The organism is Oceaniradius stylonematis (genome assembly GCF_003149475.2).
Taxonomy (GTDB): Bacteria; Pseudomonadota; Alphaproteobacteria; order Rhizobiales; family Rhizobiaceae; genus Roseitalea; species Roseitalea stylonematis.
The window spans coordinates 178,511-203,230 of sequence record NZ_QFWV02000004.1 but is presented as its reverse complement, the minus strand read 5'-3'; the positions used below and the strand labels follow the sequence as shown (position 1 = coordinate 203,230).

The 24,720-nt window shown below is 65.0% G+C and carries 19 protein-coding genes, 1 pseudogene and 1 riboswitch; of the genes and pseudogenes, 7 read left to right on the top strand and 13 right to left on the bottom strand.

The features are described 5' to 3' along the window. Position 1 precedes the first annotated feature (1 nt). Positions 2-394, bottom strand: coding sequence for a Co2+/Mg2+ efflux facilitator ApaG/CorD (apaG, locus tag DEM25_RS04600; RefSeq protein ID WP_109766904.1), 393 nt, complete (start codon positions 392-394; stop codon positions 2-4). A 150-nt stretch (positions 395-544) separates the two neighbouring features. Here apaG and DEM25_RS04595 point away from each other — a divergent pair, with 150 nt between their 5' ends. Then, complete coding sequence (locus DEM25_RS04595; RefSeq protein WP_109766903.1) at positions 545-1,150, top strand: CDP-alcohol phosphatidyltransferase family protein; 606 nt, start codon at positions 545-547, stop codon at positions 1,148-1,150. A gap of 7 nt (positions 1,151-1,157) precedes the next feature. Here the strand turns inward: DEM25_RS04595 and DEM25_RS04590 are convergent, their stop codons facing one another. Further along, positions 1,158-2,348, bottom strand: a complete 1,191-nt coding sequence (locus DEM25_RS04590; protein WP_109766902.1) for an O-succinylhomoserine sulfhydrylase — start codon at positions 2,346-2,348, stop codon at positions 1,158-1,160. 66 nt (positions 2,349-2,414) lie between these two features. Then, a riboswitch (SAM riboswitch) is annotated at positions 2,415-2,501 on the bottom strand. A gap of 82 nt (positions 2,502-2,583) precedes the next feature. Between DEM25_RS04590 and DEM25_RS04585 the strand changes: the two genes are divergently transcribed. Further along, positions 2,584-3,681, top strand: coding sequence for a 2'-deoxycytidine 5'-triphosphate deaminase (locus DEM25_RS04585; protein WP_109767030.1), 1,098 nt, complete (start codon positions 2,584-2,586; stop codon positions 3,679-3,681). Here the strand turns inward: DEM25_RS04585 and DEM25_RS04580 are convergent. Together DEM25_RS04580 and DEM25_RS04575 are read right to left on the bottom strand one after the other, a co-directional pair. Further along, positions 3,650-4,462 carry an ion transporter gene (locus DEM25_RS04580; RefSeq protein WP_109766901.1) on the bottom strand — a complete coding sequence of 271 codons (813 nt, stop codon included), beginning with the start codon at positions 4,460-4,462 and terminating at the stop codon, positions 3,650-3,652. The genes DEM25_RS04585 and DEM25_RS04580 overlap by 32 nt on opposite strands. An 87-nt stretch (positions 4,463-4,549) precedes the next feature. After that, a complete protein-coding gene (locus DEM25_RS04575) occupies positions 4,550-6,298 on the bottom strand; it encodes a glycosyltransferase (protein ID WP_158585163.1) in 1,749 nt (582 codons plus the stop codon). Positions 6,299-6,618: 320 nt separating this feature from the next. Here DEM25_RS04575 and DEM25_RS04570 point away from each other — a divergent pair, with 320 nt between their 5' ends. Further along, positions 6,619-7,452, top strand: a complete 834-nt coding sequence (locus tag DEM25_RS04570; RefSeq protein ID WP_158585162.1) for a transporter substrate-binding domain-containing protein — start codon at positions 6,619-6,621, stop codon at positions 7,450-7,452. Here DEM25_RS04570 and DEM25_RS04565 read toward each other — a convergent pair. Further along, positions 7,422-8,312 carry a sterol desaturase family protein gene (locus DEM25_RS04565; protein ID WP_245412759.1) on the bottom strand — a complete coding sequence of 297 codons (891 nt, stop codon included), beginning with the start codon at positions 8,310-8,312 and terminating at the stop codon, positions 7,422-7,424. The genes DEM25_RS04570 and DEM25_RS04565 overlap by 31 nt on opposite strands. Before the next feature lie 34 nt (positions 8,313-8,346). Beyond that, entirely contained in the window at positions 8,347-8,766 is a 420-nt protein-coding gene (locus tag DEM25_RS04560; RefSeq protein WP_245412758.1) for a tellurite resistance TerB family protein, read from the bottom strand. 171 nt (positions 8,767-8,937) lie between these two features. Here DEM25_RS04560 and DEM25_RS04555 point away from each other — a divergent pair, with 171 nt between their 5' ends. Continuing rightward, on the top strand, positions 8,938-10,614 hold the full coding sequence (locus tag DEM25_RS04555; RefSeq protein WP_109767028.1) for a lysine--tRNA ligase: 1,677 nt from the start codon (positions 8,938-8,940) through the stop codon (positions 10,612-10,614). 3 nt (positions 10,615-10,617) lie between these two features. Here DEM25_RS04555 and DEM25_RS04550 read toward each other — a convergent pair whose 3' ends face one another. Continuing rightward, entirely contained in the window at positions 10,618-11,295 is a 678-nt protein-coding gene (locus DEM25_RS04550) for a S24 family peptidase (RefSeq protein WP_109767027.1), read from the bottom strand. Positions 11,296-11,680: 385 nt separating this feature from the next. Between DEM25_RS04550 and DEM25_RS04545 the strand changes: the two genes are divergently transcribed. Then, positions 11,681-11,926, top strand: coding sequence for a hypothetical protein (locus DEM25_RS04545; protein ID WP_147393271.1), 246 nt, complete (start codon positions 11,681-11,683; stop codon positions 11,924-11,926). Between the two features lie 68 nt (positions 11,927-11,994). On the opposite strand, the gene DEM25_RS04540 is transcribed toward DEM25_RS04545, so the two are convergent. Continuing rightward, positions 11,995-12,204, bottom strand: coding sequence for a cold-shock protein (locus DEM25_RS04540; protein WP_109767026.1), 210 nt, complete (start codon positions 12,202-12,204; stop codon positions 11,995-11,997). Positions 12,205-12,762: 558 nt separating this feature from the next. Between DEM25_RS04540 and DEM25_RS04535 the strand changes: the two genes are divergently transcribed. Beyond that, positions 12,763-14,103 (top strand): DEAD/DEAH box helicase, encoded by a 1,341-nt coding sequence (locus DEM25_RS04535; RefSeq protein WP_420578715.1) that lies wholly within the window; start codon positions 12,763-12,765, stop codon positions 14,101-14,103. Positions 14,104-14,174: 71 nt separating this feature from the next. Here DEM25_RS04535 and DEM25_RS04530 read toward each other — a convergent pair. The 5 genes and pseudogenes from DEM25_RS04530 to DEM25_RS04510 form a co-directional block, all read right to left on the bottom strand. Then, a pseudogene (locus DEM25_RS04530) lies at positions 14,175-16,326 on the bottom strand (3-hydroxyacyl-CoA dehydrogenase NAD-binding domain-containing protein). Between the two features lie 195 nt (positions 16,327-16,521). Further along, positions 16,522-17,730 carry an acetyl-CoA C-acetyltransferase gene (locus DEM25_RS04525; protein WP_109766895.1) on the bottom strand — a complete coding sequence of 403 codons (1,209 nt, stop codon included), beginning with the start codon at positions 17,728-17,730 and terminating at the stop codon, positions 16,522-16,524. A gap of 25 nt (positions 17,731-17,755) precedes the next feature. Further along, on the bottom strand, positions 17,756-18,409 hold the full coding sequence (locus DEM25_RS04520; RefSeq protein WP_109766894.1) for a glutathione S-transferase family protein: 654 nt from the start codon (positions 18,407-18,409) through the stop codon (positions 17,756-17,758). Positions 18,410-18,487: 78 nt separating this feature from the next. Further along, the gene (locus tag DEM25_RS04515) at positions 18,488-20,284 is read right to left on the bottom strand and encodes an acyl-CoA dehydrogenase C-terminal domain-containing protein (RefSeq protein WP_109766893.1); all 1,797 of its coding nucleotides are present in this window, start codon (positions 20,282-20,284) and stop codon (positions 18,488-18,490) included. 214 nt (positions 20,285-20,498) lie between these two features. Then, positions 20,499-20,918 carry a MerR family transcriptional regulator gene (locus tag DEM25_RS04510; protein WP_109766892.1) on the bottom strand — a complete coding sequence of 140 codons (420 nt, stop codon included), beginning with the start codon at positions 20,916-20,918 and terminating at the stop codon, positions 20,499-20,501. Positions 20,919-21,228: 310 nt separating this feature from the next. Here DEM25_RS04510 and DEM25_RS04505 point away from each other — a divergent pair, with 310 nt between their 5' ends. Beyond that, positions 21,229-24,684 carry a peptidoglycan-binding protein gene (locus tag DEM25_RS04505; protein WP_109766891.1) on the top strand — a complete coding sequence of 1,152 codons (3,456 nt, stop codon included), beginning with the start codon at positions 21,229-21,231 and terminating at the stop codon, positions 24,682-24,684. Positions 24,685-24,720: the final 36 nt, after the last annotated feature.

Below are 24,720 nucleotides of genomic sequence, written 5' to 3'. Positions count from 1 at the left end.
GTCAGTTGATCGTCCGCACGACGTTCGGCACGTCCAGAGAAAAGGCCGGAACGCGCGCCCGCATCCGCTCGCCGCTTTGCCGCCGCATCACATAGTGACCGACCATCGTGCCCGACGGCGTGTTCAGCGGGCATCCCGAGGTATATTGGAAGCTGTCGCCGGGAGACAGGACGGGCTGCTCGCCGATGACGCCGGGACCGCTCACCTCCTCCACCGCGCCCAGCGCATTGGTGATGCGCCAGTAGCGGCTTTCGAGCTGGACCGTCTCTTCGGAATGGTTGGCGATCACCACCGTATAGGCCCAGAACCAGCGACCGTCGTCCGGCTCCGACTCCTCGTCCAAAAAGTCGGGCCGCACGGTCACTTCGATCCCGTCTGTCGTCTCGCGATACATGCGCCGACTCTAGCCAAACACGTTCGGCCGGAAAAGGGCGCGGGCACGCGAAAGTGAGTCGGCGTGATGATCGCTGCCCGGTGATGATGGTGACCTTGGAGGACAAGTGTCGTATGGGCGGGACCGTTCGCTTCAACCGATCCATGCGCCATGTTCGACAGCACGCTCCGGTCCAAGCTCGACCCCGCCCTTGAGCGGCTTGCCGCGCGTTTGGCGCGCGCCGGCGCGACCGCCGACCAGGTGACGATCGCCGGGCTGGTGCTCGGCGTGGCCGCCGCCGGTGCGATCGCGCTGCACTGGTTCTGGCTTGGCCTCGCGCTGATATTGATCAGCCGCCTTTGCGACGGTCTCGACGGCGCCGTCGCGCGCATCACCGGCAAGACCGATTTCGGCGGCTATCTCGACATCGTACTGGATTTTGCCTTTTACGGCGTGATCCCGATCGGATTCGTCCTTGCCGATCCCGGCGCCAATGCGGTGGCCGGTGCCGTTCTGGTCTTTTCGTTCTATGTCAACGGCGCCAGCTTCCTCGCCTATGCGATCATGGCCGAGCGGCACGGGCTTTCGAGCGAAAGCCATGGCGAGAAGTCGATCTTCTTCACCACCGGCCTTGCCGAAGCCACCGAGACCATCGCCGTGTTCGTTCTGATGTGTCTCGTGCCGCACTGGTTCGCGGCAATCGCCTGGGTCTTCGCCGCGATCTGCCTTTACACGGCCGTCTCGCGCATTGCTCTGGCCTCGCGGACCCTGCGCTGAACGTACGCTACCCCGCCGCCGCCAGTGCCCGGTCCAGATCGGCGATCAGGTCCTGGGCGTCTTCGAGACCGACCGACAGGCGCATCGTGCCGCCGCCGATCGACAGTTCGGCGCGGTCCTGGTCCGACAGGTTCTTGTGCGTCGTCGTCGCCGGATGGGTGATCAGGCTCTTGGCATCGCCCAGATTGTTGGAGATGCCGACGATTTCGAGCGCGTTGGCGAATGCGAACGCCGATCGCTTGCCGCCCTTGACGTCGAACGCCACCAGCGTCGATCCGCCGCTCATTTGCTTGGGCACGATATTGGCCTGCGGATGGTCCGGCCGCCCCGGATAGACGACGCGGCTGATCGCCGAGTGGTCGGCGAGAAAGTCCGCCACCGCGCCGGCGCTCTTCGTCTGTTGCGCGACCCGCAGCGGCAGCGTCTCCAGCCCCTTGAGCATCACCCAGGCGTTGAACGGGCTCATCGACGGGCCGGTATGGCGGAAAAAGTCGTGCAGATGCTCGTCGACCCAGTCCTGTGGGCCGAGCACGACGCCACCAAGGCACCGCCCCTGCCCGTCAATGTGCTTGGTGGTCGAATAAACGACGATGTCGACGCCCAGCACCATCGGGTTCTGCAGGAGCGGCGTGGCGAACACATTGTCGATCACCGTTTTGGCGCCGCAGGCACGCGCCACCGCAACCACATGGGCGATATCGACGATCTCCAGCGTCGGATTGGTCGGGCTTTCGAAGAAGAACAGCTTGGTGTTCGGCTTGACCGCGCGTTCCCAGGCCTTGGGATCGGTGCCGTCGACCAGCGTCGTCTCGACACCATAGCGCGGCAGCAACTGCTCGACGATCCACCGGCACGAGCCAAACAGCGCCCGTGCCGCAATCACATGATCGCCGGCCGAAACCTGGCAGAGGATGGAGGCCGCGACCGCGGCCATGCCCGAGGCCGTCGCGCGCGCCGCTTCGGCGCCCTCGAGCGCACACATGCGCTGTTCGAACATCTCGACGGTCGGGTTGGCATAGCGCGAATAGACAAAGCCCGGATCGTCGCCCTTGAAGCGCGCCTCGGCCGCCTCGGCGCTGTCATAGACAAAGCCCTGCGTCAGGAACATCGCCTCGGATGTCTCGCCGAAGGCCGAACGTGTTGTCCCGGCATGCACCATGCGTGTCGCCGGCTTCAGATCTTGCCTCTCGTCGGCCATGGCAGCCACCCCACACAAAAATCCCGGCCTCATGCCGCCATGAGCCGGGTCGTTGCCGTCCAAATATCCGGCAAATCCTCGGCCTTTTAGCGAGTTTTGGGAGCGCACTCCCGTGGCTGCAAGCCGGCCGGCCAAATCACCACGTCAATAAGCTGTCCATAAAGGGCCGCGTGCCTTGCGTCAATTGGCGGCGCTGGCCATCGTGCCGCCGCACTGGGGCAGGGCAGGCAGTTTCATGACGCGGCGCGACAGCGGCATCCTCGCCGATCACGACATTGAAGGCTTGGTGGAGACCGGGGCGATCATCGTGCCGCGGCCGCTCGACGACAACCAGATCCAGCCCGCCAGCCTTGACCTGCGCCTGGGCACCACCGCCTACCGGGTGCGCGCCAGCTTCATGCCGGGTGCGGCGCACGCCGTTGCCGGCAAGCTCGCCCAATACGAGCTCCACCGGATCGACCTGACCGAAGGCGCGGTTCTGGAGACCGGCTGCGTCTACATCGTGCCGCTGCTGGAAAGCCTGGCATTGCCGGCGGACATCGCCGCCGCCGCCAACCCGAAAAGCTCGACCGGCCGGCTCGACATCTTCACCCGCGTGATCACCGACAATGCGGTGGAGTTCGACAAGGTCCCCGCCGGCTATGAGGGCCCTCTGTTTCTGGAGGTCAGCCCGCGCACATTTCCGATCATCGCACGCACCGGCTCGCGCCTGACGCAGATCCGCTTCCGCACCGGCCACGCCGTGCTTGGCGCTGCAGAGCTCGCCGACCTGCACGATGCCGAAACGCTGGTTGCCGGCGACACGCCCAACATTTCGCAGACCGGCATCGCCCTGTCCGTCGACCTTTCAGGCGACGCATCGGGCCTCGCCGGCTATCGCGGCAAGCGGCACACCGGCCTTGTCGATGTCGACAAGCCCGCCGCCCATGACGTGCTCGATTTCTGGGAACCGGTGCATGTGCGCGACCGCAAGGAACTGATCCTCGATCCGGACCAGTTCTACATTCTCGTCAGCCGCGAGGCGGTGCATGTGCCGCCGCTTCATGCCGCCGAGATGACGCCGTTCGATCCGCTGGTCGGCGAATTTCGCGTCCACTATGCCGGCTTTTTCGATCCCGGTTTCGGCCATTCGGCGGCGGGCGGCACAGGCAGCCGCGCCGTTCTGGAAGTGCGCAGCCATGAGGTGCCGTTCGTTCTCGAACACGGCCAGATCGTCGGCCGGCTCGTCTATGAACACATGATCGGCCGGCCGTCGGCGCTCTACGGCGCCGATCTGAAGTCAAACTACCAGGCGCAGGGCCTCAAGCTTTCGAAGCATTTCCGGGCGCCGTAGCGTCAGCCGCGCGCATGGCGCGCACCTCGGCACGCAAGGCCCGCACCTCTTCCAGGATCAGCGTCTGCTCGTCATGCAGCGACGACCGCTCGTCGGCCGCCTGTGCGTCGTGTTCGGCCTGCATGGCGGAGACGACCACGCCGATGAACAGGTTCAGAACCGTAAAGGTCGTCGCGGCGATGAACGGAATGAAGAACGCCCACGCCCAAGGGAACGCGTCCATCACCGGCCGCACGATGCCCATCGACCAGCTCTCCAGCGTCATGATCTGGAAAAGCGAATAGGCGGAAGCGGCGATCGAGCCGAACCATTGCGGAAACTCGCCGCCGAACAGCTTGGTCGCCATCACCGAGAAGACATAGAAGACCAGCATCAGCAGCAGCACGATCGAGCCGAGCCCCGGCAATGCGGTCAGGAGCCCGCCGACGACGCGGCGCATGGACGGCACGGCGCTGATCAGGCGCAGCACGCGCAGGATGCGCAGCGCCCGCAGCACCGAGAACGGACCGGCGGCGGGGATCAGCGCGATCGAGACGATGATCAGGTCGAAGATGCGCCACGGGCTTTTGAAGAAGTCGAGCCGGTAGACGGCGAACTTGATCATCAGTTCGACGACGAACACCGCCAGGATGAGCCGGTCGATCGTCAGAAGAACCGGCCCGATCGCATCCATCAGGGCGGGCGATGTTTCCATGCCCAGCGTGATCGCATTGATGATGATCAGGATGATGATCGCGCGCTCAAAGCGCTGGCTTTCAACGAACGATTTCAGGGACTGCATGGAAGACACCGGCCGGAATCGGAATGAAGGTGACGCCTATATACGGTTGCACGCGGCGGTTTGAAACGGGTCCGGGCGCTACCGGCGTCAATCCTGTCTCTGGTGTGCCGTATGCGGTGTCTTTTCCCATTCGAACGGTCGGCTGAACAGATGGACGAGCGCGCGCCATGCGGCGACGGACTGCGCCATCCAGTAAACCGGGATCAGCACAATGCGCCAACCGATCTTGCTTCGCTCCTCCGGCGCGGTCGCCAGCCAGCACAGCGCTCCGAACGCCAGATAGCTTGCGGCGATCATCAGCCAGTCGATCCAGGCGATCAGGCTCATATAGGCCGGATCGGGCGACTGGACGGTCAGCCAGATGCTCAGCCCCACCGCATTGACCAGCACCAGCGGGTGCAGCAGGGCCGAGACGAAGGTGCCCGTCAGAAGCAGCTGTGTGATCACGAACGCGCGCAGATGCATGTTGCGGTAGAGCCGCGCCGGCTCTCGTGTGTGCACGATCCATGTCTGCATCCAGCCCTTGAACCAGCGCGTACGCTGCGGCAGCCAGGCGCCCAATGTGTGCGGCGCATCTTCCAGCGTCGGTCGGCTGATCATCGCCGTGCGGTAGCCGCCGCGCCACAGCCGCATGCCCAGGTCGGCGTCTTCGGTGACGTTGAACGGGTCCCAGCGGCCCACCTGATCCAGCGCATGCCGGCGGAAATGGTTTGACGTGCCGCCCAGCATGATCGGACTGCCGACGCGCGCGAGCCACGGCATCAGCCCGCCGAACAGGCCCGCATACTCGAGATGAAAAAGCGCGGTCAGCGCATTGCGGCTTGTGTTTGCCTTGACCAGCGGTGCCTGCAGGCAGCCGACCGACTCGTCGCTTTGAAGGAAGGTCTGCCAGGCTTCCTCAAGCTGCCGGGGATGCGGGCGGTCCTCCGCATCGTATAGGGTGATGAACTGGCCGCGTGCGAACATCATCGCGTAGTTGAGCGCCTTGGGCTTGGTGCGCGGCTGTGCCGGCGGAACGCGAACGATCTCGAAGCACGGTGGCAGCTCCTGCCGCGCCAGCGCATCGATCGTGTCGACATCGTCGTCTTCGCACACCAGCAGGATTTGCAGCCGGGAGCGTGGCCATTCGATCGTTTTGAGGCTGGCGATGAGATCGGGAACGACCGCACTCTCTTTGTAGAGGCAGACCAGGACCGAATAGTCGGGCCGGGTACGCGGGTCCATGCGTTTGAGAGGTGCTGTCGCCGGCGCCCGGAAGGTCAGGACGGCCAGAAGCCGCAGCAGCACGCAACTGAAGAAGAACGTCGACATCGCCACATGCAGTGCGGTGCTGGCAATGCCCGGCCGTGTGGCGAAGGCGGCTGCAACGCCCAAAACGAGCAGCGCGGAGACGACGCCCTGCCAGAAGCGGGCGCCGGCATGGGCCGACATGGCAGGTTCGTCATAGGCCAGCTTGCGGGTCGCCGTTTCCAGCAGCAGCGGCCAGTATTTCCGCGTCAGAAGAGTACGCAACGTCTCGGGCTTCGTCAGAGCAAACGACCGCCGGAGACCGTTTGATGCCAGGCTCACGCTGAGGGTTTCGACGGAACGCGGATCGGGCGCGGTCACCGGCAGCGTGCGGCCGTCGCGCAACTGGCACCAGATGAGATTGGCCCGGACATTGACGCCCTCGAGCGAGCCGTCTCGCCCGTTCATGATCATCGCGATATCGCCGGGCTCGACGAAGCTCACCTGCAGATGATTTGCCAGCGTCCGGTAGTAGGCCTCCTGTGTGATGGCGCCATGCGCCAGAAGCTCGGTGCCCGCGACCGTTCCGTTCTTGGCCGCCAGCATCATCGCCTGGCGCATCCGCTTGACTGGAAACCCGATCGGCGCAAGAAACGCGCAGGACGGGCACAAGACATCGCCGTCGGTTTCGGCCGTTTGATCCGGGGGAGGGGGCTGTGCCGCGGGAGCAGGGCCGTGGCTGCGCGGGTCTCCACGGCGTTCGACGGATTGAACCAGAACACCTTCCATCGCACGCCGCCTTTAATACACAAGCAAAAAGAATAAACGGCACTATATCGACGATGTGTTTGAGAGCAATGCTTCGGGATATTTTCAATTTACGCGCCGGAACCCCAGGGGTGTCGTGGGCGCCTGAACGGGTTGCTTCGATGTCGCGAACCGCTTTGGCCGCCGCAGGGCTCGCCATGCTCGCGGGCGCACCCGTTCACGCCGAACCGCCGCGCATCTGGGACCCCGGCTACCGGATCGTCAGTCCCGACTTGGCCGGCATTCCGCGCCTGCGCTTTCTGACCAGTCTCGATTTTCCGCCGTTCAATTTCGCCGACGCCAACCGCAAGCCGACCGGTTTCAATGTGGATCTGGCGCGCGCCATCTGTGCCGAACTGGGGCTGACGGACCGGTGTGAAATCCAGGCGATACCCTGGGACGAGCTCGAACCCGCGCTCGATGGCCGCCGTGGCGAGGTCATTCTCGCCGGAACTGCCCCGAGCGCCGAAAAGCGGCTTCGGTTCGGCCTGTCCGAACCCTATTTCAGGTTTCCGGCGCGGTTCGTCGCCAACCGCGCTTTTCAGCCCGGCGGCGATTTTGCCCGGGCGCTGGAGGGCCGCAAGGTGGCCGTCGTGGCGCGATCCGCCCACGCCGCCATGCTCGAAACGCATTTCCCGGCGACCGAACCGGTGCCCGTTGCCGACATGCCGGCCGCCTATGCGGCGCTCGGGAGCGGCGAGGCCGATCTGGTTTTCGGCGATGGCGTCACCTTGTCCTTCTGGCTGGCCGCGCCGGCCTCCGAACAGTGCTGCCGGTTCGTCTCCGGGCCTTATATGTCCGATGTCCATCTCGGCCAGGGCATGGTGGCGGTCACCCGTGCCCAGGACCAGCCGCTGCTCGACGCGGTCAACGCGGCGCTCAGGGCGGTCGAGCAGAACGGCGTCTATGCCGAGATTTTCGCCCGCTACTTCCCGATCGACCCGTTCGGGTCCTGACCGGACCGCGTGCCGCCGTACCGAAACGGCAGAAGCAGCGCCCAACCCAGATTGGAGGTTTGCGGCCCGTCGAAATCGGTCAGGCCGATCCGCATGCCGTCATGGCCGGCGGCCGGCTGATCGGTGTAGGTGCCGAGCAGCCGGTCCCAGACCGACAGGTTGAAGCCGTAATTGCTGTCGGTTTCGCGCGGTACGACCGAATGATGGACCCGGTGCATGTCGGGCGTCACGAACAAGGCCCGGACGACCCGGTCAAGCTTCAGCGGCAGGCGCGCATTGGCGTGGTTGAACATCGCCATGCCGTTGAGCACGATCTCGAAAACCAGCACCGCGACCGCGGGCGCCCCAAGCGCGATGATGACAGCCGCCTTCCAGAGCATCGAGATGACGATCTCCAGCGGATGAAAGCGCAGCGCCGTCGTCAGGTCGAACCCCTGGTCGGAATGGTGCATTCGGTGGATGCGCCAGAGCAGCGGCCATTTGTGGCTGACCAGATGTTCGAGCCACACCGCGAAATCGAGCACGATGAAGGCGATCAGCCCGGCGAGGACGACCGGAACGCCGGTGGCGTTGAACAGGCCCCACCCCTGTTGTTCTGCAAAAAGCGCTGTGCCGACGGCCGCTGCCGGAAAGATGATCCGCAGACAGACCGACGAGATGACGACCATCGACAGGTTGACGAACCAGCGGCGCGATTTCAGCGCGCCGGCCATTTCCGGCCGTTCCAGCCGCGGCGCCCACAATTCGAACGCGGCCATGGCGGCGAAGATCGCGATGAAGGCGGCCAGACGTATTTGCGGTTCGTTTTCCATCACCAGCCAACAGATGGCGCGTCGCCGCGCGCCGGTCAACGCGGCCATCGGGCACAATGGCGTGAGCGTTTCGCTCCACCGCTTACGATTGTGAGGGCAGCCGGAAGCGCACCCGCGCCGAATGTTCGATGGCGGCGATGACCAGCGCATCGAGATCGAGCGCATCGCGCAGCATCTGCAGGAACCGTAGTTCTTCCTGCTCCACATGCAGGTCGGCGGCGGCGATCTCGACGGCCACCGCATAGGCGGTCTCGTACAGTCTTTGCGGGATCGTGTCGTGAACCATGGTCAGGATCGTCTCGAGGCCGGTTTCCTCCTCGAGTATGGCGGTGCAATTGTTGGCCTGTTCGACCAGGACATCGCGGTCGATGCCTTCGAAGATCGGCAGCGTGTCGGTGATCACGCCGATCCGGTTCAGTTCGCGATCCGACAGCCGCGCATCCGCCGCCGCCACCGTGACCATGATGTAGATCAGCGCCCGGGCCTCATCGATCTTCGCCATCGTTCGATTTCCTGTTTCGTGTCGCTCCGTCTGTATGTTTGCCGCTCCGGCAGCGCAAGCGGCAAGAGGCCCGCCCTTTGTCGCATTGAGCGCCGGCGGCCCACTTCCCATTGCCGTCTTCATGACCTATTGAACCGGCTTTCCGCCGCCATTGTCTGCCGAGGAACCGCCATGAGCGCCGCCCCGCTGCCGCCCTCCGATCTCGATCCGGCCATCGCTGAAGCCGCCGCCAAGTCCAGGGCGTGGCCCTTCGAGGAAGCACGCAAGATCATCAAGCGCTATGAGAAGACCGGTTATCCGGAGACGGTCCTGTTCGAGACCGGCTACGGTCCGTCCGGCCTGCCGCATATCGGCACGTTCGGCGAAGTGGCGCGCACCACCATGGTGCGCCACGCGTTTCGGGTCCTGACCGGCGACACCGTGCCGACGCGGCTCCTGTGCTTTTCCGACGACATGGACGGCATGCGCAAGATCCCAGACAACGTGCCCGACCGCGCGGCGCTCGAGCCGCATCTGCATAAGCCGCTGACCGCCGTGCCAAACCCGTTCGGCGGCGATTATGAGAGCTTCGGCCACCACAACAATGCCATGCTGCGACGGTTCCTCGACACGTTCGGCTTCGACTATGAGTTCGCCAGCGCGACCGACTATTATACCTCCGGCCGGTTCGACCCGGTTCTGCTGACCGCCTGTGAGCGGTTCGACGAGATCATGGCGGTGATGCTGCCGACGCTCGGGGAGGAGCGGCAGGCAACCTACAGCCCCTTCCTGCCGATCTCGCCCAAGACAGGCCGCGTCCTCTATGTCCCGATGAAGCATGTCGATGCCAGGGCCGGCACGATCACCTTCGACGACGAGGACGGCACCGAGACGACGCTGCCGGTCACCGGCGGCGGCGTGAAGATGCAGTGGAAGCCCGATTTTGGCATGCGCTGGGCCGCGCTCGGCGTCGATTTCGAGATGTTCGGCAAGGATCACCAGACCAATGCGGTCATCTATGACCGCATCTGCGCGATCCTGGGCGGACGCCCGCCGGAGCATTTCGTCTACGAGTTGTTTCTCGATGACAAGGGCGAGAAGATCTCCAAGTCCAAAGGCAACGGACTGACCATCGACGAGTGGCTGACCTATGCGCCCGCCGAAAGCCTGGCACTCTTCATGTTCCAGAAGCCGCGCACGGCCAAGCGGCTTTATTTCGATGTGATCCCCAAGGCGGTCGACGAATATTTCAGCTTTCTGTCTGCCTATGGCGGCCAGGATGCCGCCGCGCGCCTGTCCAATCCGGTCTGGCACATCCATGCCGGCAATCCGCCCGAAGCGGACATGCCGGTTCCGTTCGCGATGCTGCTCAATCTGGTCAGCGCTTCGAATGCCGAGAACCGCGACGTGCTCTGGGGCTTCATCTCGCGTTATGCGCCGGGCGTCACCGCCCAGACGCATCCGCAGCTCGACGCGCTGGCCGGCCACGCCATCCGCTATTTCGAGGATTTCGTGCGCCCGTCCAAGCGCTTTCATGCGCCCGACGATATCGAAAGACAGGCGCTCGCCGATCTGTCGGACGCGCTGGCTGCCCTGTCGGCCGACAAGGCGTCGGACGGAGCGGCGATCCAGGATGCGCTTCTCGATGTCGGCCGGGCGTTCGAGCGCTATCAGGACCCGGCCAAGAAAAGCCCGGAAGGCAAGCCCGCCGTGACGGGTGACTGGTTCAATGCGCTCTACCGCGTGCTGCTGGGCCAGGAACGCGGGCCGCGGCTGGGCTCGTTCATCGCGCTCTACGGGATCGACGAGACGCGCGCGCTGATCGACAGGGCGCTCGGCGGCGAACTCGCCGGCGACGCCGCGGCCTGACCGCTACTGACTGGCCCACAGGATGCGCGCGATCCATGCGATCTCGCTGCGGTCGAGCGTCCGGTCCGCATGGTCGGGATTGGCCGACGCCAGTTCCACCGTGCCGGCGCTCTGCCGCTTGAGGATCTTGGCCATCACTTCGCCGCCATGCGTCTTGACGACGACACGGTCGCCGCGCCGCATCGAAGCTGCCGGCGAGACGATGATCGTGTCGCCGTCGCGATAAAGCGGCAGCATGGAATCGCCGGCGATCTCCAGCGCATAGACGTCGGCGCCCAGCCCCGCATCGGGGAACGCGGCATCGTCCCACCCTTCGCCGGCGGGAAACCCGTCCGCGTCGAAAAAACCGCCGGCGCCGGCCTGCGCCATGCCCAGCAGCGGTATCCGGCGGGACGGCGGGGCATAATCCGCCGCGCCGGGCTCGGAAAAGCCGGTTTCGTAGCGGCCGGGCACCATCAGCGCGACCAGTTCGTCCATCGACGCGCCGGTGGCTTCCATCACCTTGGCCAGTGATTCGGTCGACGGCCAGCGTGCCCGGCCGTCGGCGGCAAAGCGCTTGGACTTGTTGAACGTCGTCGAATCGAGCCCCGCGCGTTTGGCAAGGCCCGACGGTGACAGGTCGTGGCGCTCCGCCAGCCGGTCGATGGCGGCCCAGACCTGCTCGTGGGAAAGTGGCGACATGATGCTTCGGCCGGTGGGTTCAAAGGAATAAATACCTTCATCGAGGCGGTCCCGCAAGCCGTGACTCGCATCGTCCGATCGGGCCGGATGACCGAAGAGCAAAAGGCCCCTGTCAGCGAATCCCTCAAGGGACCGATCGGTGCGATCCCTGTCGGACGACGCACATATGGCCTGTCTGGCGTGTGATTACGCCGAGAAAGTAGGCATGACGCAGCTCAAATATGCGGATTTGATGAAAATTTCAGCATTTCTGCAGGCCTGGGCGATCCGCAAGGCGCCCCATCTATGGCATACTACTTTGGTATAAGGGCCGGAGACACGGTTCGGCAGATCATCGGGACGGGCGCAACGAGCCGAGGGTTGCTCGCATCAGATGGAGAAAGCCATGAGCAGCACGAACTTCTTTGTCGACTTCACCTTGTTCAACGTTCTGGGGTATATCGGTGGCGCGCACTGGATGGTAGCGTTCAGCGTTGCAACCTTTCTGGCGCTGATCACGCGTCACCTGCACAATCGCGCAATGCACCGGCCGGTGCGCGTGCGATCGAGTCGGGAAAAGCCGGACTTCAGCGCACTGCCGGCCTTCCGCGACGACGCCGACCGGCGCGAACAGGGACGCCGCCGCCGCTGAGGCATCTTTGAACGAAGCCGCCCGCCCTTTGGGGCAGGTCGGCCAGTGTTTCACGTGAAGGGTTGCGCCTACTGCGCGACGAGGTTGCCGGCGGCCGTCTTGCCGGTCCGCTGGTCGGTGACCAGTTCGTAGGAGACCTTCTGGCCCTCCGACAGCGTCTCCATGCCCGAACGCTGCACGGCGGAGATGTGCACGAACACATCGTTGCCGCCCTCATCGGGCGCGATGAAGCCATAGCCCTTGGTGGTGTTGAACCATTTTACCGTTCCGCTCGCCATCGTCATGTCCTTTCAAGACGGTCTGCATAGGGGTGGCGGGCAAGCCCGCCGTTGGTCATCGATGTCTGGGGAAAGGACTAGGCGTGTCGCTTCTTTTTGCGCGGCGGTTAGGCTGTTTCCGATCGGCCGAAACTCTCGATAGAACCAAATCATGAACACAGCTTTGTTGCGGTTTCAAGACGAATCGCGTCCTGCCCGCATCGCTGAGCGGTCGATCGCGCTTGACTTTGTTGCGCCGCACGCCGATATGCGCGGTATCGGAGTTGGCTGCCGCGTGAGCAGCCGCAGGCGACATGGATCGCCTCCGGGGCTTTCAGCCGCAACTTCCGTGATACGCCGCGCGCCATGATGGCACGTTGAACAAGGCGGCGCATTGTCCACCAGGTTTCCCAATTCACGCGGGGGTACTGCCGGTCAGGCGGCTTTGACGGCATTCGGCCGGAAGCGAGCCTTGGCTGCAACCGATCCGCGGCGACGCCTGCCATTCCGGCTGGCCGACCCTTCATGCATATCTTCATGGCGGCCCCGTGCGGGCCGCTGCCACGAAAGGCAAAATTCTTGACGCAATTTTCTAAGCTGGGCCTTGCGCCCGTCATCTGCAAGACGCTCGAAAAGCTCGAGCTGACGATACCGACGCCGATCCAGGCGCAGGCCATTCCGCATCTTCTGGAAGGCCGCGACCTGATGGGCCTCGCCCAGACCGGCACCGGCAAGACGGCGGCGTTCAGCCTGCCGCTCATCCACCGTCTGATCCCGGTCGGCTCGCGCCCCGAGCCGCGCACCGCGCGCGCCCTGGTGCTGGCGCCGACGCGCGAACTGGCCAACCAGATCGGCACCAATGTGCGCGGCTTCCTGCGCGACACGCACCTGCGTGTCGAGACGGTGGTCGGCGGCGCGTCCATCCGCGCCCAGGCCCACAAGCTCTCGCGCGGCACCGACATTCTGATCGCCACGCCCGGCCGTCTTCTCGATCTGGTCGCGCGCAAGGCCGTCCGACTCGATCAGGTCCAGTATCTGGTCCTCGACGAAGCCGACCAGATGCTCGATCTGGGCTTCATCAAGCCGCTTCAGCAGATCGCCAAGCTGGTCTCGCCCAAGCGGCAGACGCTTCTGTTTTCGGCGACCATGCCCAAGCAGATGAATACGCTCGCCGCGACCTACCTGAGCGATCCGGTGCGCGTCGAGGTGTCGCCGCCCGGCAAGCCCGCCGACAAGGTGCGCCAGAGCGTCCACCATGTCGCCCAGGCCGGCAAGGTCGCGCTTCTGAGCGATCTTTTGGCTGCCGAACCGGGTTCGCTGTCGCTGGTCTTCGCCCGCACCAAGCACGGTGCCGAAAAGCTCAAGAAGCAGCTTGTCGCCGCCGGGTTCGAGGCTGGATCCATCCACGGCAACAAGAGCCAGGGCCAGCGCGAGCGCGCCATCAAGGCGTTCCGCAACGGCGAGATCCGCGTCCTGGTCGCGACCGATGTGGCGGCGCGCGGTATCGACATCTCCGGCGTCACCCACGTCTTCAATTTCGATCTGCCCGAGGTGGCCGAGAACTATGTGCACCGCATCGGCCGCACGGCCCGCGCCGGCGCCGAGGGTGAGGCGGTCGCCTTTTGCGGACCGCACGAAACCCATCTGTTCGCCGATATTGAACGGCTGATCGGCCGTCCGATCCCGGTTGTCAGTGGCGAGCGGGCCAACGCCAGCGAAGCGCGACAAGCCAAGAAGGATGCCGGCGCGCGTCAGGGACAGCGCGGCCCGCGCCGCAACGGCGCCCGGGGCAAGCCCGGGGCCCATGCGCGCGGACAGGGCGATGGCGGCAAGCCCGCTGGCCGCGGCCCGATGCGCGGCAAGCCCGGCAAACCGTTCCGCGGTGGCAAGAGGACACGCCGCGCCGCCACGGCAATGTGAACCGGGCCCGTCGCCAAACGAAAAGCCCGGCGCTAGCGCCGGGCTTTGTTGATTGATCAGGGACGCCTGCGTCAGGCGGCGTCGGCCTTGTCCAGTTCCGGATAGGGATTGAACCGCTGGTAGAAGGTCTCGCCGGTCTTGGCCATGTCGGTCAGAACGCGCGGCGGCTTGAACTGGGCCCCGTACTTCTTCTGAAGCTGCTTGGCGCGGGCGACGAAAGCCTCGGCCCCGATCCCGTCAATGTAGCTCAGCGTGCCGCCCGTATAGGGCGCAAAGCCGATCGCCAGGATCGAACCGACATCGGCCTCGCGCGGGTCGGTGACGATGCCTTCGCCCATCACGCGGGCCGCCTCGAGCGCGATCGTGTAGAGGAACCGCTCTTTCAGCTCCTCGAAATCGATCGCATCGGCGTCCTGTTGCGGATACATGTCCTTGAGCTCGGGCCACAGATGCTTTTTGGCGGGCTTTTCGGGGTAGTCGTAAAAGCCCTTGCCGTTCTTGCGTCCGAGCCGGCCATGGGTTTCGATCATCGTGTCGACCAGTTCGATATGGCGCGGATCGACCGCCTTGTCGCCCAGATCGCGCACGGTCTGCTTGAGGATCTTCTGCGAAAGGTCGATCGCCGTCTCGTCATTGAGCGACAGCGGGCCGACCGGCATGCCGGCCATCTTCGCCGCATTCTCGATCATCGCCGGCGGCACGCCCTCGATCAGCATGTTGTAGGCTTCGGACATGTAGCGCAGCACGCAGCGGTTCACATAGAAGCCGCGCGTGTCGTTGACGACGATCGGCGTCTTCTTGATGGCCCGGACATAGTCCATGGCCACCGCCAGCGCCTTGCCGGATGTCCGCTTGCCCATGATGATCTCGACCAGCATCATCTTGTCGACCGGCGAGAAGAAGTGGATGCCGATGAAGTTCTTCGGCCGCACCGAATTCTTCGCCAGATCGGTGATCGGAATGGTCGAGGTATTGGAGGCGAACACGGTCGTGCGCTTGATCACCGCCTCCGCCTGCTCGGTCGCGGCCTTCTTGACGCCGGAATCCTCGAACACCGCCTCGATGATCAGGTCGCAGCCGTCGAAGTCCGCATAATCGGCCGTCGGCGTGATCAGCGACAGCAGCTTGTCCGCATCGGCCTGCGTCGTCCGGCCCTTTTGCATGGCCTTCTTGAGCAGCCCTTCCGAATGGGCCTTGCCCTTTGCGGCCGCTTCCATGTCGCGGTCGAGCAGCACGACCGGAATGCCGGCCCTGGCCGTGACATAGGCGATGCCCGCGCCCATGAAACCGGCGCCCAGAACGCCGATCTTCTTGAACTTCGTCGGCTTGACGTCATCGGGACGCCGCGCGCCCTTGTTGAGTTCCTGCAGCGACACGAAGATCGAGCGCAGCATCGCGCCCGCTTCCCGCGACTGCAGCACCTGGGTGAAATAGCGCTGCTCGATCGTCAGGCCCACGTCGAACGGCACCAGAAGCCCTTCATAGACGCATTTGAGGATCGCCGCGGCGCCCGGATAGTTCATGTGCGTCTCGCGCCGCAGGATGGCTGACGCCGCCGGCCAGACATTGGCGCCGGCGGGCGAATAGACCTTGCCGCCGGGCAGCTTGAAGCCCTTCTCGTCCCAGGGCTGGACCGGCTTGAGACCGTCCTTGATCATCTTTTTGGCCGCATCGACCAGCTTTTTGGGCGGCGCGATCTCATCGATCAGGCCCATCGCCTTGGCGCGCGCGGGCTTCAAATTCTGGCCCGTCGTCATCATCTGCAGCGCGTCCTGCTNCGATCTTCACCGCCTCGCTGTCGGCGGCGACACGGCCATGGCAGGCGAGCGACAGTTCGAACGCACCGCCCATGCAAACGCCATTGATGGCCGACACCCACGGCTTGCCGCAGGTCTCGATCTTGCGGAAGATCTGGCTCATCTTGCCGGCATTGTCGAACAAAAGCTGTGTTGCCGCTTCCGGGTTGCTGGCTTTCTCGGCCTCGTAGGCGTCGAACATCGCCTTGAGCATGGTGATGTCCGCACCGCCCGAAAACGCGTCCTTCTTGCCTGAGGTGAACACCACGCCCTTGACCGCTTCGTCGGCGGTTGTGGCATCGCAAATGGCGTCGAGCTCCTGCAGCACCTCGACGGTGAAGACGTTCATCGACTTGTCCGGCATGTCCCAGGTGACAAGGGCTATGCCGTCTGCGTCGGTTTCGATGGTGAAATTGGTGTAGGTCATGTCTGGTCCTCCGCTGTCCTACCTCCCCTTTGAGGGGAGGTCGGCGACTGGCTTGCGCAGCAAGTCAGAGCCGGGTGGGGGTCATTTGTGTTCCGGTTTGTCTTGTGACCCCCACCCGATCAGCTTCCCTTCGGACGCTGTCCGAAGGTTGCTTCTCGTGCCCCCCCCTCAAGGGGGAGGCGGGGGTCGTCGTCATCAAACCCGCTCGATGATCGTCGCCGTGCCCATGCCGGCGCCGATGCACAGCGTCACGAGCGCGGTGTTCAGATCGCGGCGTTCCAGTTCGTCGAGCACGGTGCCGAAGATCATCGCGCCCGTGGCCCCGAGCGGATGGCCCATGGCAATCGCGCCGCCGGCGACATTCATCTTGCCGTGGTCGATGTCGAAGGCCTGCATGTAGCGCAACACGACGGCGGCGAAGGCTTCGTTCAGCTCGAACAGGTCGATGTCGTCGAGCGTCATCCTGGCCTTTTTGAGAAGCTTTTCGGTAACGTCGACCGGGCCGGTCAGCATCAGCGTCGGGTCAGAGCCGATATTGGCGAACGCCTTGATCCTGGCGCGCGGCTCAAGGCCCATCATCTTGCCGCCCTTCTTCGAGCCGAGCAAAATACCCGCCGCGCCGTCGACAATGCCGGACGAATTGCCGGCATGGTGAACATAGTTGATGGCTTCGACCTCCGGATGGCCGGCAATGCCGACCGCCTCGAAGCCGCCCATCTGGCCGGGCATGACGAAGGACGGGTTGAGCTGGCCGAGCGACTGCATGTCCGTGCCCGGACGCATGTGCTCGTCATGATCGAGAATGGTCAGCCCGTTCTGGTCTTTCACCGGGATCACCGACTTCTTGAAATGGCCCTTCTCCCAGCTTTCGCCGGAACGCTTCTGGCTCTCGACGGCATAGGCATCCACATCGTCGCGGGAGAAGCCGTATTTGGTCGCGATCAGGTCGGCCGACACGCCCTGCGGCATGAAGTAGGCCGGGATGTTCACGGACGGGTCCATGTACCAGGCGCCGCCCGACGCGCCCATGCCGACGCGGCTCATCGATTCGACGCCGCCGGCGATGACGATGTCGTCGGCGCCCTGCGCGATCTTCGCCGCGCCGAAATTGATGGCGTCCAGGCCCGAGGCGCAGAAGCGGTTGATCTGCATGCCCGGCGCCTCGGTCGCATAGCCTGCCTCGAAAACGGACGCGCGCGCGATGTCGCCGCCGGCCTCATAGACCGGATCGACGCAGCCGAAGATCACATCGTCGACCTTCGTCGTGTCCAGTTCGTTGCGGTCGCGCAGCGCTTCGAGCACCTTGGCGCCAAGGCGCGGCGTCGGCACTTCGTGCAGCGAGCCGTCCTTCTTGCCGCGGCCGCGCGGCGTGCGCACCGCATCGTAAACATAGGCGTCTGCCATCAGGTTTCTCCCGTCTTGTCTTGTGTCAGGCCGTTGCCGTTTCGGGCTCGCGGCCCGAGGGCATCAGGTCCTCGGAATGTTTGAAGCCGGGCAGCGCGCGGATGCGTGCCAGCCACGGTTCGATGTTGGTCAGTTCGTCATAGGTCACGCCGATCTGGCCGGGCCAGTGCAGATAGCCCTGGCAGGCAATGTCGGCGATGGTCGGCCGGTCGCCGACCAGCCAGTCCCTGCCTTCAAGCGCGGCGTTGAGCACCTTGAGCGCGCTCATCGCCCTGCCATGCATGAACTGTGTCTCGGGGCCTTCCTCGCGCCCCGCCATGTAGCGCAGGAATCGCAGCGGACCGGCCTGACCCGACAGTTTCTGGCTGTCGAACAGAAGCCAGCGCAAAACGTCATAGTCTTCGGCTTCGGTTTGCGGCCCGTAGGTGCCGAAATGCCTTGCCAGATAGGTCAGGCAGGCGCCCGATTGAGTCACCTTGAAATCGCCCCCGTCGCGGTGATGGACCAGCACCGGTACCTCGCCCATCACGTTCATGGCGCGGAATTCCGGGCGGCGCGTTTCTCCGGTCATGAAGGCGACGTGCTGGCAGCGCCAGTCGGCATCGTTGAGTTCCAGCATCAGCGCCACCTTGTAGGCGTTGCCGCTTTCCCAGAAGCCGTACAATGTGAAGTCAGCCACCGCGCACCTCCCCAGACCGTCTGCAATCCATGTGGTGTCGGCGGCGCCTCTATTGAAGCGCCACCGTACGGATTTCGATCAAAACGCTTCTTCCGGGATCGCCATCATCGAGTCGGCACCGGCCGAGATGCGGGCCAGGTGAGCCGACGATTCCGGCATGATGCGCTCGAAGAAATAGCGTGCCGTGACAAGCTTGTTTTCGAGGTAGCGCGCATCGCCATTGGCGCCGGCGGCGATCTTCTCCTGCGCCGCCTTGGCCTGCAGGCCCCAAATGTAGCCCAGCGCCACCAGCCCGAACAGGTGCATGTAGTCGTGCGACCCGGCACCGGCATTGTCCGGTTTGGCCATCGCGTTCTGGACGAACCACATGGTCGCCTGCTGCAGATCGTTCAGGCCCTTCTTCAAATGCTTGGTGAAGAAGGCCATCTGCTCGTCGTCGCGATTTTCCTCGCAGAAATCGCCGACTTCCTTGAAGAAGGCCTGCACGGCGCGGCCGCCATTTTGCGGCAGCTTGCGGCCGACAAGATCGAGCGCCTGGATGCCGTTGGCGCCCTCATAGATCATGGCGATGCGCGCATCGCGCACATACTGGCTCATGCCCCATTCCTCGACATAGCCGTGGCCGCCATACATTTGCTGAGCCATCACGGCGTGATCGAACCCCTTGTCGGTCAGAACGCCCTTGATGACCGGCGTCAGCAGCCCCATCATCTCCTCGTTCAGTTCGCGGTCCGCATCGTCCTCGGACCGGTGCGCCACATCGGACTTGAGCGCCGCCCACAAGATGAACGCGCGACCGGCCTCGTTGAAGGCGCGGATCGTCATCAGGTTGCGCCGCACGTCCGGGTGCACGATGATCGGATCGGCCTTCTTGTCGGGATATTTGGCGCCCGACAGCGCCCGGCCCTGCACGCGCTCCTTGGCGTAGTCGACCGCGTTCTGGTAGGCGATCTCGGAGATGGCCAGACCCTGCAGGCCGACGCCGAGCCGCGCTTCGTTCATCATCACGAACATCGCCTTGAGGCCCTTGTGCGCCTCGCCGACCAGATAGCCCGTGGCATCGTCATAGTTCATCACGCAGGTGGCATTGCCGTGAATGCCCATCTTTTCCTCGATCGAGCCGCAGGTGACGCCGTTGGCATCGCCCACCGAGCCGTCTTCACCGACCTTGTATTTGGGAACGATGAACAGCGAGATGCCTTTGACGCCCTCCGGCGCGCCCTCGATGCGGGCGAGCACCAGGTGGATGATGTTCTCGCTCATGTCGTGATCGCCGGCCGAGATGAAGATCTTCTGGCCCGAGATCTTGTAGCTGCCATCGTCCTGGGGCACGGCCTTGGTGCGCAGGAGACCCAGATCGGTGCCGCAATGGGGCTCGGTCAGGTTCATCGTGCCTGTCCAGACGCCCTCGACCATCTTGGGCAGATAGGTCTGCTTCTGCTCGTCCGATCCGTGCACCAGAATTGCGGCCATCGCACCCTGGGTCAGGCCGGGATACATCATCAGCGCCATGTTGGCCGAGGAGAAATATTCGCCGACCGCGGTGTGCAGCGTGTAGGGCAGGCCCTGGCCGCCATACTCCTCGTCGAAGGCAAGGCCCATCCAGCCGCCTTCCTTGAACTGCTCGTAGGCGGCCTTGAAGCCTTCCGGCGTGGTGACCGAGCCATCCTCGTGACGCACGCAGCCTTGGCTGTCGCCGACCTGGTTGAGCGGGAAGAACACTTCCTCGGCGAACCGGGCCCCTTCGCGCAGAACCGCCTCGACGATGTCGGGCGATGCGTCGGCGAAGCCGGGCAGATTGTTGTAGCGCTCATATTTCAGAACGTCGTTGAGAACGAACAGCGTGTCTTCGACCGGGGCGCGGTAGCTCGGCATGGATTTCCTCCGCATCGCAAATATGATCGGCCGACCGGCAGGGCACGGCCAGCGTTCGGTCACGCCTAGCAAATTTTGACGTTTCCGTAAACGTCAAAATTGATGTCCGATTGTGCCGATTGACGATCGCCCGTTCTGCCACGCGCAACAAGCCCGCGCCGGGCGCAAGAGCGGTCGGGACTCGGTCTTTGTGAGGCTTGATCCGTGCCGAACGTCAGCGCGTGTCAGCGGCCGACAATCGCTGCGCGATATCGCTCATGGCCGATTGGAGTTCGCCGATCGCCGTATCGATGCCTGCGCGCTCACGGTGCAGGCGCTCCAGCTGCTCTCGCCCCTTTTCGGCCGCGAACCGCAACTGTCGGCGGTTGCCGTCCGACGGGTTGTAGAGCGCCAACATTTCCGCAATGTCCTGCAGCGAAAAGCCCAGACGCTTGCCCTTCAGGATCAGCGCCAGCCGCGCCCTGTCGCGGCGTGAGTACAACCGCGTATTGCCGATGCGGCGCGGTTGCAGAAGGTTCTTGTCTTCATAAAAGCGCAATGCGCGCAGCGTGACATCGAACTCGGCCGCCAGTTCGCCGATGCGATAGACCGTTTCGACGCCATCCGCCGTGGATATGTGCCCAGCATTGTTCATATGTGCACCCCGGATTCTTCGACGCCGGACGCAGCGGGTGAGGCTCGCGGCATCCGGTTGAGCCCCTGTTTGAAGAAGCGGTACCGCGCAGTGAAGGTTTCGCGCTGTTACGTCAGGGTTACATCACGGTCCGGCGATATCGACCACAGGTTGCATCGGGCCCAATCGGGCCGGGTTAACGCGTTGTTTACCACGTTGGTTAAAGAGTCGGTGACGCCGGTTCGCCTTTCCGTGTCTATGCGCGTCTTCCGGCGGTGTTCTTTATGGTGCCGTTCGGCGGCGGCCCGTTCTTTGAGGAAGCAGGCACTCCATGCGCGACCGCTACGATCAGGCCGAAAGCCGATTTGATTCAACTGGCACGCTTGAGCGCCTGCAGGATGCGCTGATCGCGCTCGAACAGCGCGTCGGACCTGCTCCCAAGGCGCCAGCCCGGTCGTCGCGCCCCGCCGTCGAACGCGACATTGCCGCCATCAGGGCGCGACGGAGCGAAGTCGAAGCGGGGCTTGGCAGGCGGCCCGAACGGCCGGCGCGCGACAGGCGCGCGGACGCGTTGCGCAACGAAATCGGCCGCTTGCGGAAAGACGTCAGCCGTGAAATGACCGCATCCGCCGGTGGGTTCGAGGCGCTGCGCGACGAGATGCGCGGCAAGCGCGCCGCGCAAGGATCGGCCTCACGCGCGACGGCGCTCCGTGCCGGCACGGCCGTTTCCGTCGAGGCCGGCGATCTGCGCGCCGAGATCGAGCAGCTCAAAAACGGCGTCGCCGCGCTCGCCCGCGAGGACACGCTGCGCGATCTGACCGAGCGCTGGACGGTCATCGAGCGTGAGATTGCCGCGCTTCCCGATTCGCTTGCCTCGCGCGACGATCTGAGCGCCGTATCCGCCCGGCTCGAGGACATGCACGACAGGATCGGTGACCTGCCGCGCACCCTTCATCTCGACATGCTGGAAGAACATCTGCGCGCGCTGGCCGAAGCCGTCGAGCAGGTCGCCTTGCGCAGCGCGGTCGCGGTCCCCGCCGGACTGGACGATCTCGACGCGCGGCTCGACGAGATCAGCCGTGCGATCGGCGCCATGGCGCCGGTGGCACCGGCCGGCCTCGACACCGGCGCGATCGAGCGGGTCGAGGCGCGCATCGCCGCGCTCGCCAACCAGATCGATGCCTATGCACATGATCATCCGCCGGTCGATTATGGCGAGCGCTTCGAGGAACTGGCGGCACGCATCGACGGCTTGCGGCTCGGTGTCGCCCCCGGCACCGTGTCCGGCGAAGCGATGGACATGCTCAATGCGCGCATCGATTCGATCGCCGATAGCCTGGATGCCCTGGCTCGCGCTGAAACACTGGGCGACGGTCAGGCACGGTTCGCGGTTTCCGAACTCGATGAACGCCTGGCGGCCATCGACGCGCAGATCAGGTCGGCCAACGCGCTTGCCGAGCGGTCTGCGGAGGACGTCGTCCGGTCCGTCGACGACCGCATGACCGAGATCGCCCGGCGGATCGACCAGAACGAGCAGGCCCAGCAGTCGGTTCCGTCCATCGCCCAGCTCGATCAGCGTCTCGACCAGATCGCCGCCATGCTCGCCAGCGGCAGCGCCTCGGCCGCCCCGGTCGACACCACCCATCTTGAAAGCCAGATCGCCGATCTGTCCGCCGCTCTTGCACGGGGCGGATCGACCTCCGTCGACGAGGAGCGCATCTGGACCGCGGCCCGCACGGCGGCCGAGGAGGTAGCGAGCCGCATGGTGGCGGCCGGCGGCGAAAACGCCATGCCCGAGACGCTTGAAAAGCTGACCGGCGATCTGCGGACGCTGGAGTCGCTGGCGCGCGATACCGATTCGCGCAACGCCGAAACGTTCGAAGCCATCCATGACACGCTGCTTCAGGTGGTCGATCATCTCGCCAGTCTGGAGGACAAGATCAGGGCAACGCCAGGCTCCGGAGCGCCTTCCGCGCCGATGCCGGAGGCTGCGCCCATGCCTGCGGCGGCACCCATGCACATCGACGATGCGCCTCCGCTGGAAACCGTCTTCGACAGCGTCGAGCCCGGCGACCACGCCGAGGACGCGCCAATGTCTCCGGCCCGCGCCGCCGCCGATGCGGCCCTGTTTGCGCTCGGCGAACGTCCGGAGCCGGCGCCGGCGGCCGACCGCCCATCCTTCCTCAAATCCGTTGCCGGTCGCCTGCCGCTTGGTCGCGGACGCAAGGAGCAGACACCGGCGAACATGGCCGAATCCTTTTCCGACGAGGGCGACGCGCTTCCGCCGGTTGTCGATGACCAGCCGATCGAGCCGGGCGGGGATCAGTTGGCGCTGGCCGACATCATGGCCCGCGTCAGGGCCGAGCGGAAGGGCGCCGGATCGGCGCCTGCATTGCCCGGCGAGGTGTCTGGGCCGGGCGCCGACACGGGCAAATCGGATTTCATCGCCGCCGCCCGCCGCGCCGCGCAAGCCGCCGCGGCCGATGCCGGCGCGATGACGAGCGGGTCTCCCGCGCCGGGCGAAGACGGATCGGGATCGATCGTCGGCGCGATTTCCCGGCGGCGCAAGCCGATCCTGATGGCGGCCGGCGCGATCCTGTTGGCCATTCTGGCCGTGCCGCTTGTGCGCGGCTTCATCGCACCGGGAAACGAGGCGGTCGTCGCGCAGGCGCCTGAACCGCCCGCCATCGTCGAGACCCTTCCGGACGAAGACGGCTCCGCCGAAGCGTCCGAAATCGCCGCATCGGAAACGACGCCCTCGCGCGACGTGCTCGCCGAGGCCGATGCCGCCGCCGAACCGGACGCGGCCGGCATGGCGGCGCCCGAACTTGCGGCCGCCGCGCCCGATCCGGTCGAAACCCCCGATGTCGAAGATGTCGAGACGGCTACGGTCACGTCGTTCGACGATCTGCCGGGCAATGTGGGGTCCGTGGCGCTGCGCGAAGCCGTAGCCGAGGGCGATGCGATGGCGCTCTATGTCGTCGGCGAGCGGCTGGCCGATGCCGCGCGCGGCGGCGACGGCGACCTTTCGGAGGCGCTCAAATGGTATGAACGCGCCGCCGAACTCGGTTTTGCGCCCGCCCAATACCGGACCGGCAATTTCTACGAGAAGGGCTTTGGCGCCGAGCGCGATTTCTCCACGGCCAAGACCTGGTACCAGCTTGCCGCCGAACAGGGCAACGCAAGCGCCATGCACAATCTGGCCGTCCTGTTCGCCAGCGGCGCCGACGGCCCGCCGGACTTCGATTCCGCCGCGCGCTGGTTCCTGCGTGCCGCCGAACTGGGCGTCCGCGACAGCCAGTTCAATCTCGGCATCCTGGCGGCCAAGGGCCAGGGCATGCCGCAGGATCTCGGCGAATCCTACAAATGGTTCGCGCTGGCCGCGCAGAGCGGCGACGAGGACGCCGCGGCCAAACGCGACGACATCGCCAACGTGCTGCGTCCCGACCAGCTTGAAACCGCACGCGGCGCAACCGCCCTTTGGCGCGCAAAGCCCATCGACGAAAGGGCCAACAGGGTCGATGTGCCGGAGGCCTGGCAGACCGGCGACACCGTGACGGCCGCCGCCGCCCCCATCTCCGACGAGGACATGCGCCGCGCCGTGGCCAACATCCAGGCGATCCTCAACGACAATGGCTATGATGCGGGCCCGGTTGACGGGCTGATGGGCCGGAAGACGCGTGATGCGATCATCGCCTTCCAGCGCGACAACGGCCTTCCGGCCACCGGAAATGTCGACCAGAGCCTGGTCGAGAACCTCCTGGCGCTGGCGCAGACCGAAAGCTGACCGCCCGTCAGCGCGCCGGCGCTTACCATGACCCGG

What these genes read in the sequence shown, in the direction of transcription:
- apaG (WP_109766904.1), bottom strand. Translation starts at nt 394, where the DNA reads ATGTATCGCGAGACGACAGACGGGATCGAAGTGACCGTGCGGCCCGAC.
- DEM25_RS04595 (WP_109766903.1), top strand. Translation starts at nt 545, where the DNA reads ATGTTCGACAGCACGCTCCGGTCCAAGCTCGACCCCGCCCTTGAGCGG.
- DEM25_RS04590 (WP_109766902.1), bottom strand. Translation starts at nt 2,348, where the DNA reads ATGGCCGACGAGAGGCAAGATCTGAAGCCGGCGACACGCATGGTGCAT.
- DEM25_RS04585 (WP_109767030.1), top strand. Translation starts at nt 2,584, where the DNA reads ATGACGCGGCGCGACAGCGGCATCCTCGCCGATCACGACATTGAAGGC.
- DEM25_RS04580 (WP_109766901.1), bottom strand. Translation starts at nt 4,462, where the DNA reads ATGCAGTCCCTGAAATCGTTCGTTGAAAGCCAGCGCTTTGAGCGCGCG.
- DEM25_RS04575 (WP_158585163.1), bottom strand. Translation starts at nt 6,298, where the DNA reads ATGATGCTGGCGGCCAAGAACGGAACGGTCGCGGGCACCGAGCTTCTG.
- DEM25_RS04570 (WP_158585162.1), top strand. Translation starts at nt 6,619, where the DNA reads ATGTCGCGAACCGCTTTGGCCGCCGCAGGGCTCGCCATGCTCGCGGGC.
- DEM25_RS04565 (WP_245412759.1), bottom strand. Translation starts at nt 8,312, where the DNA reads ATGGCCGCGTTGACCGGCGCGCGGCGACGCGCCATCTGTTGGCTGGTG.
- DEM25_RS04560 (WP_245412758.1), bottom strand. Translation starts at nt 8,766, where the DNA reads ATGGCGAAGATCGATGAGGCCCGGGCGCTGATCTACATCATGGTCACG.
- DEM25_RS04555 (WP_109767028.1), top strand. Translation starts at nt 8,938, where the DNA reads ATGAGCGCCGCCCCGCTGCCGCCCTCCGATCTCGATCCGGCCATCGCT.
- DEM25_RS04550 (WP_109767027.1), bottom strand. Translation starts at nt 11,295, where the DNA reads ATGTCGCCACTTTCCCACGAGCAGGTCTGGGCCGCCATCGACCGGCTG.
- DEM25_RS04545 (WP_147393271.1), top strand. Translation starts at nt 11,681, where the DNA reads ATGAGCAGCACGAACTTCTTTGTCGACTTCACCTTGTTCAACGTTCTG.
- DEM25_RS04540 (WP_109767026.1), bottom strand. Translation starts at nt 12,204, where the DNA reads ATGGCGAGCGGAACGGTAAAATGGTTCAACACCACCAAGGGCTATGGC.
- DEM25_RS04525 (WP_109766895.1), bottom strand. Translation starts at nt 17,730, where the DNA reads ATGGCAGACGCCTATGTTTACGATGCGGTGCGCACGCCGCGCGGCCGC.
- DEM25_RS04515 (WP_109766893.1), bottom strand. Translation starts at nt 20,284, where the DNA reads ATGCCGAGCTACCGCGCCCCGGTCGAAGACACGCTGTTCGTTCTCAAC.
- DEM25_RS04510 (WP_109766892.1), bottom strand. Translation starts at nt 20,918, where the DNA reads ATGAACAATGCTGGGCACATATCCACGGCGGATGGCGTCGAAACGGTC.
- DEM25_RS04505 (WP_109766891.1), top strand. Translation starts at nt 21,229, where the DNA reads ATGCGCGACCGCTACGATCAGGCCGAAAGCCGATTTGATTCAACTGGC.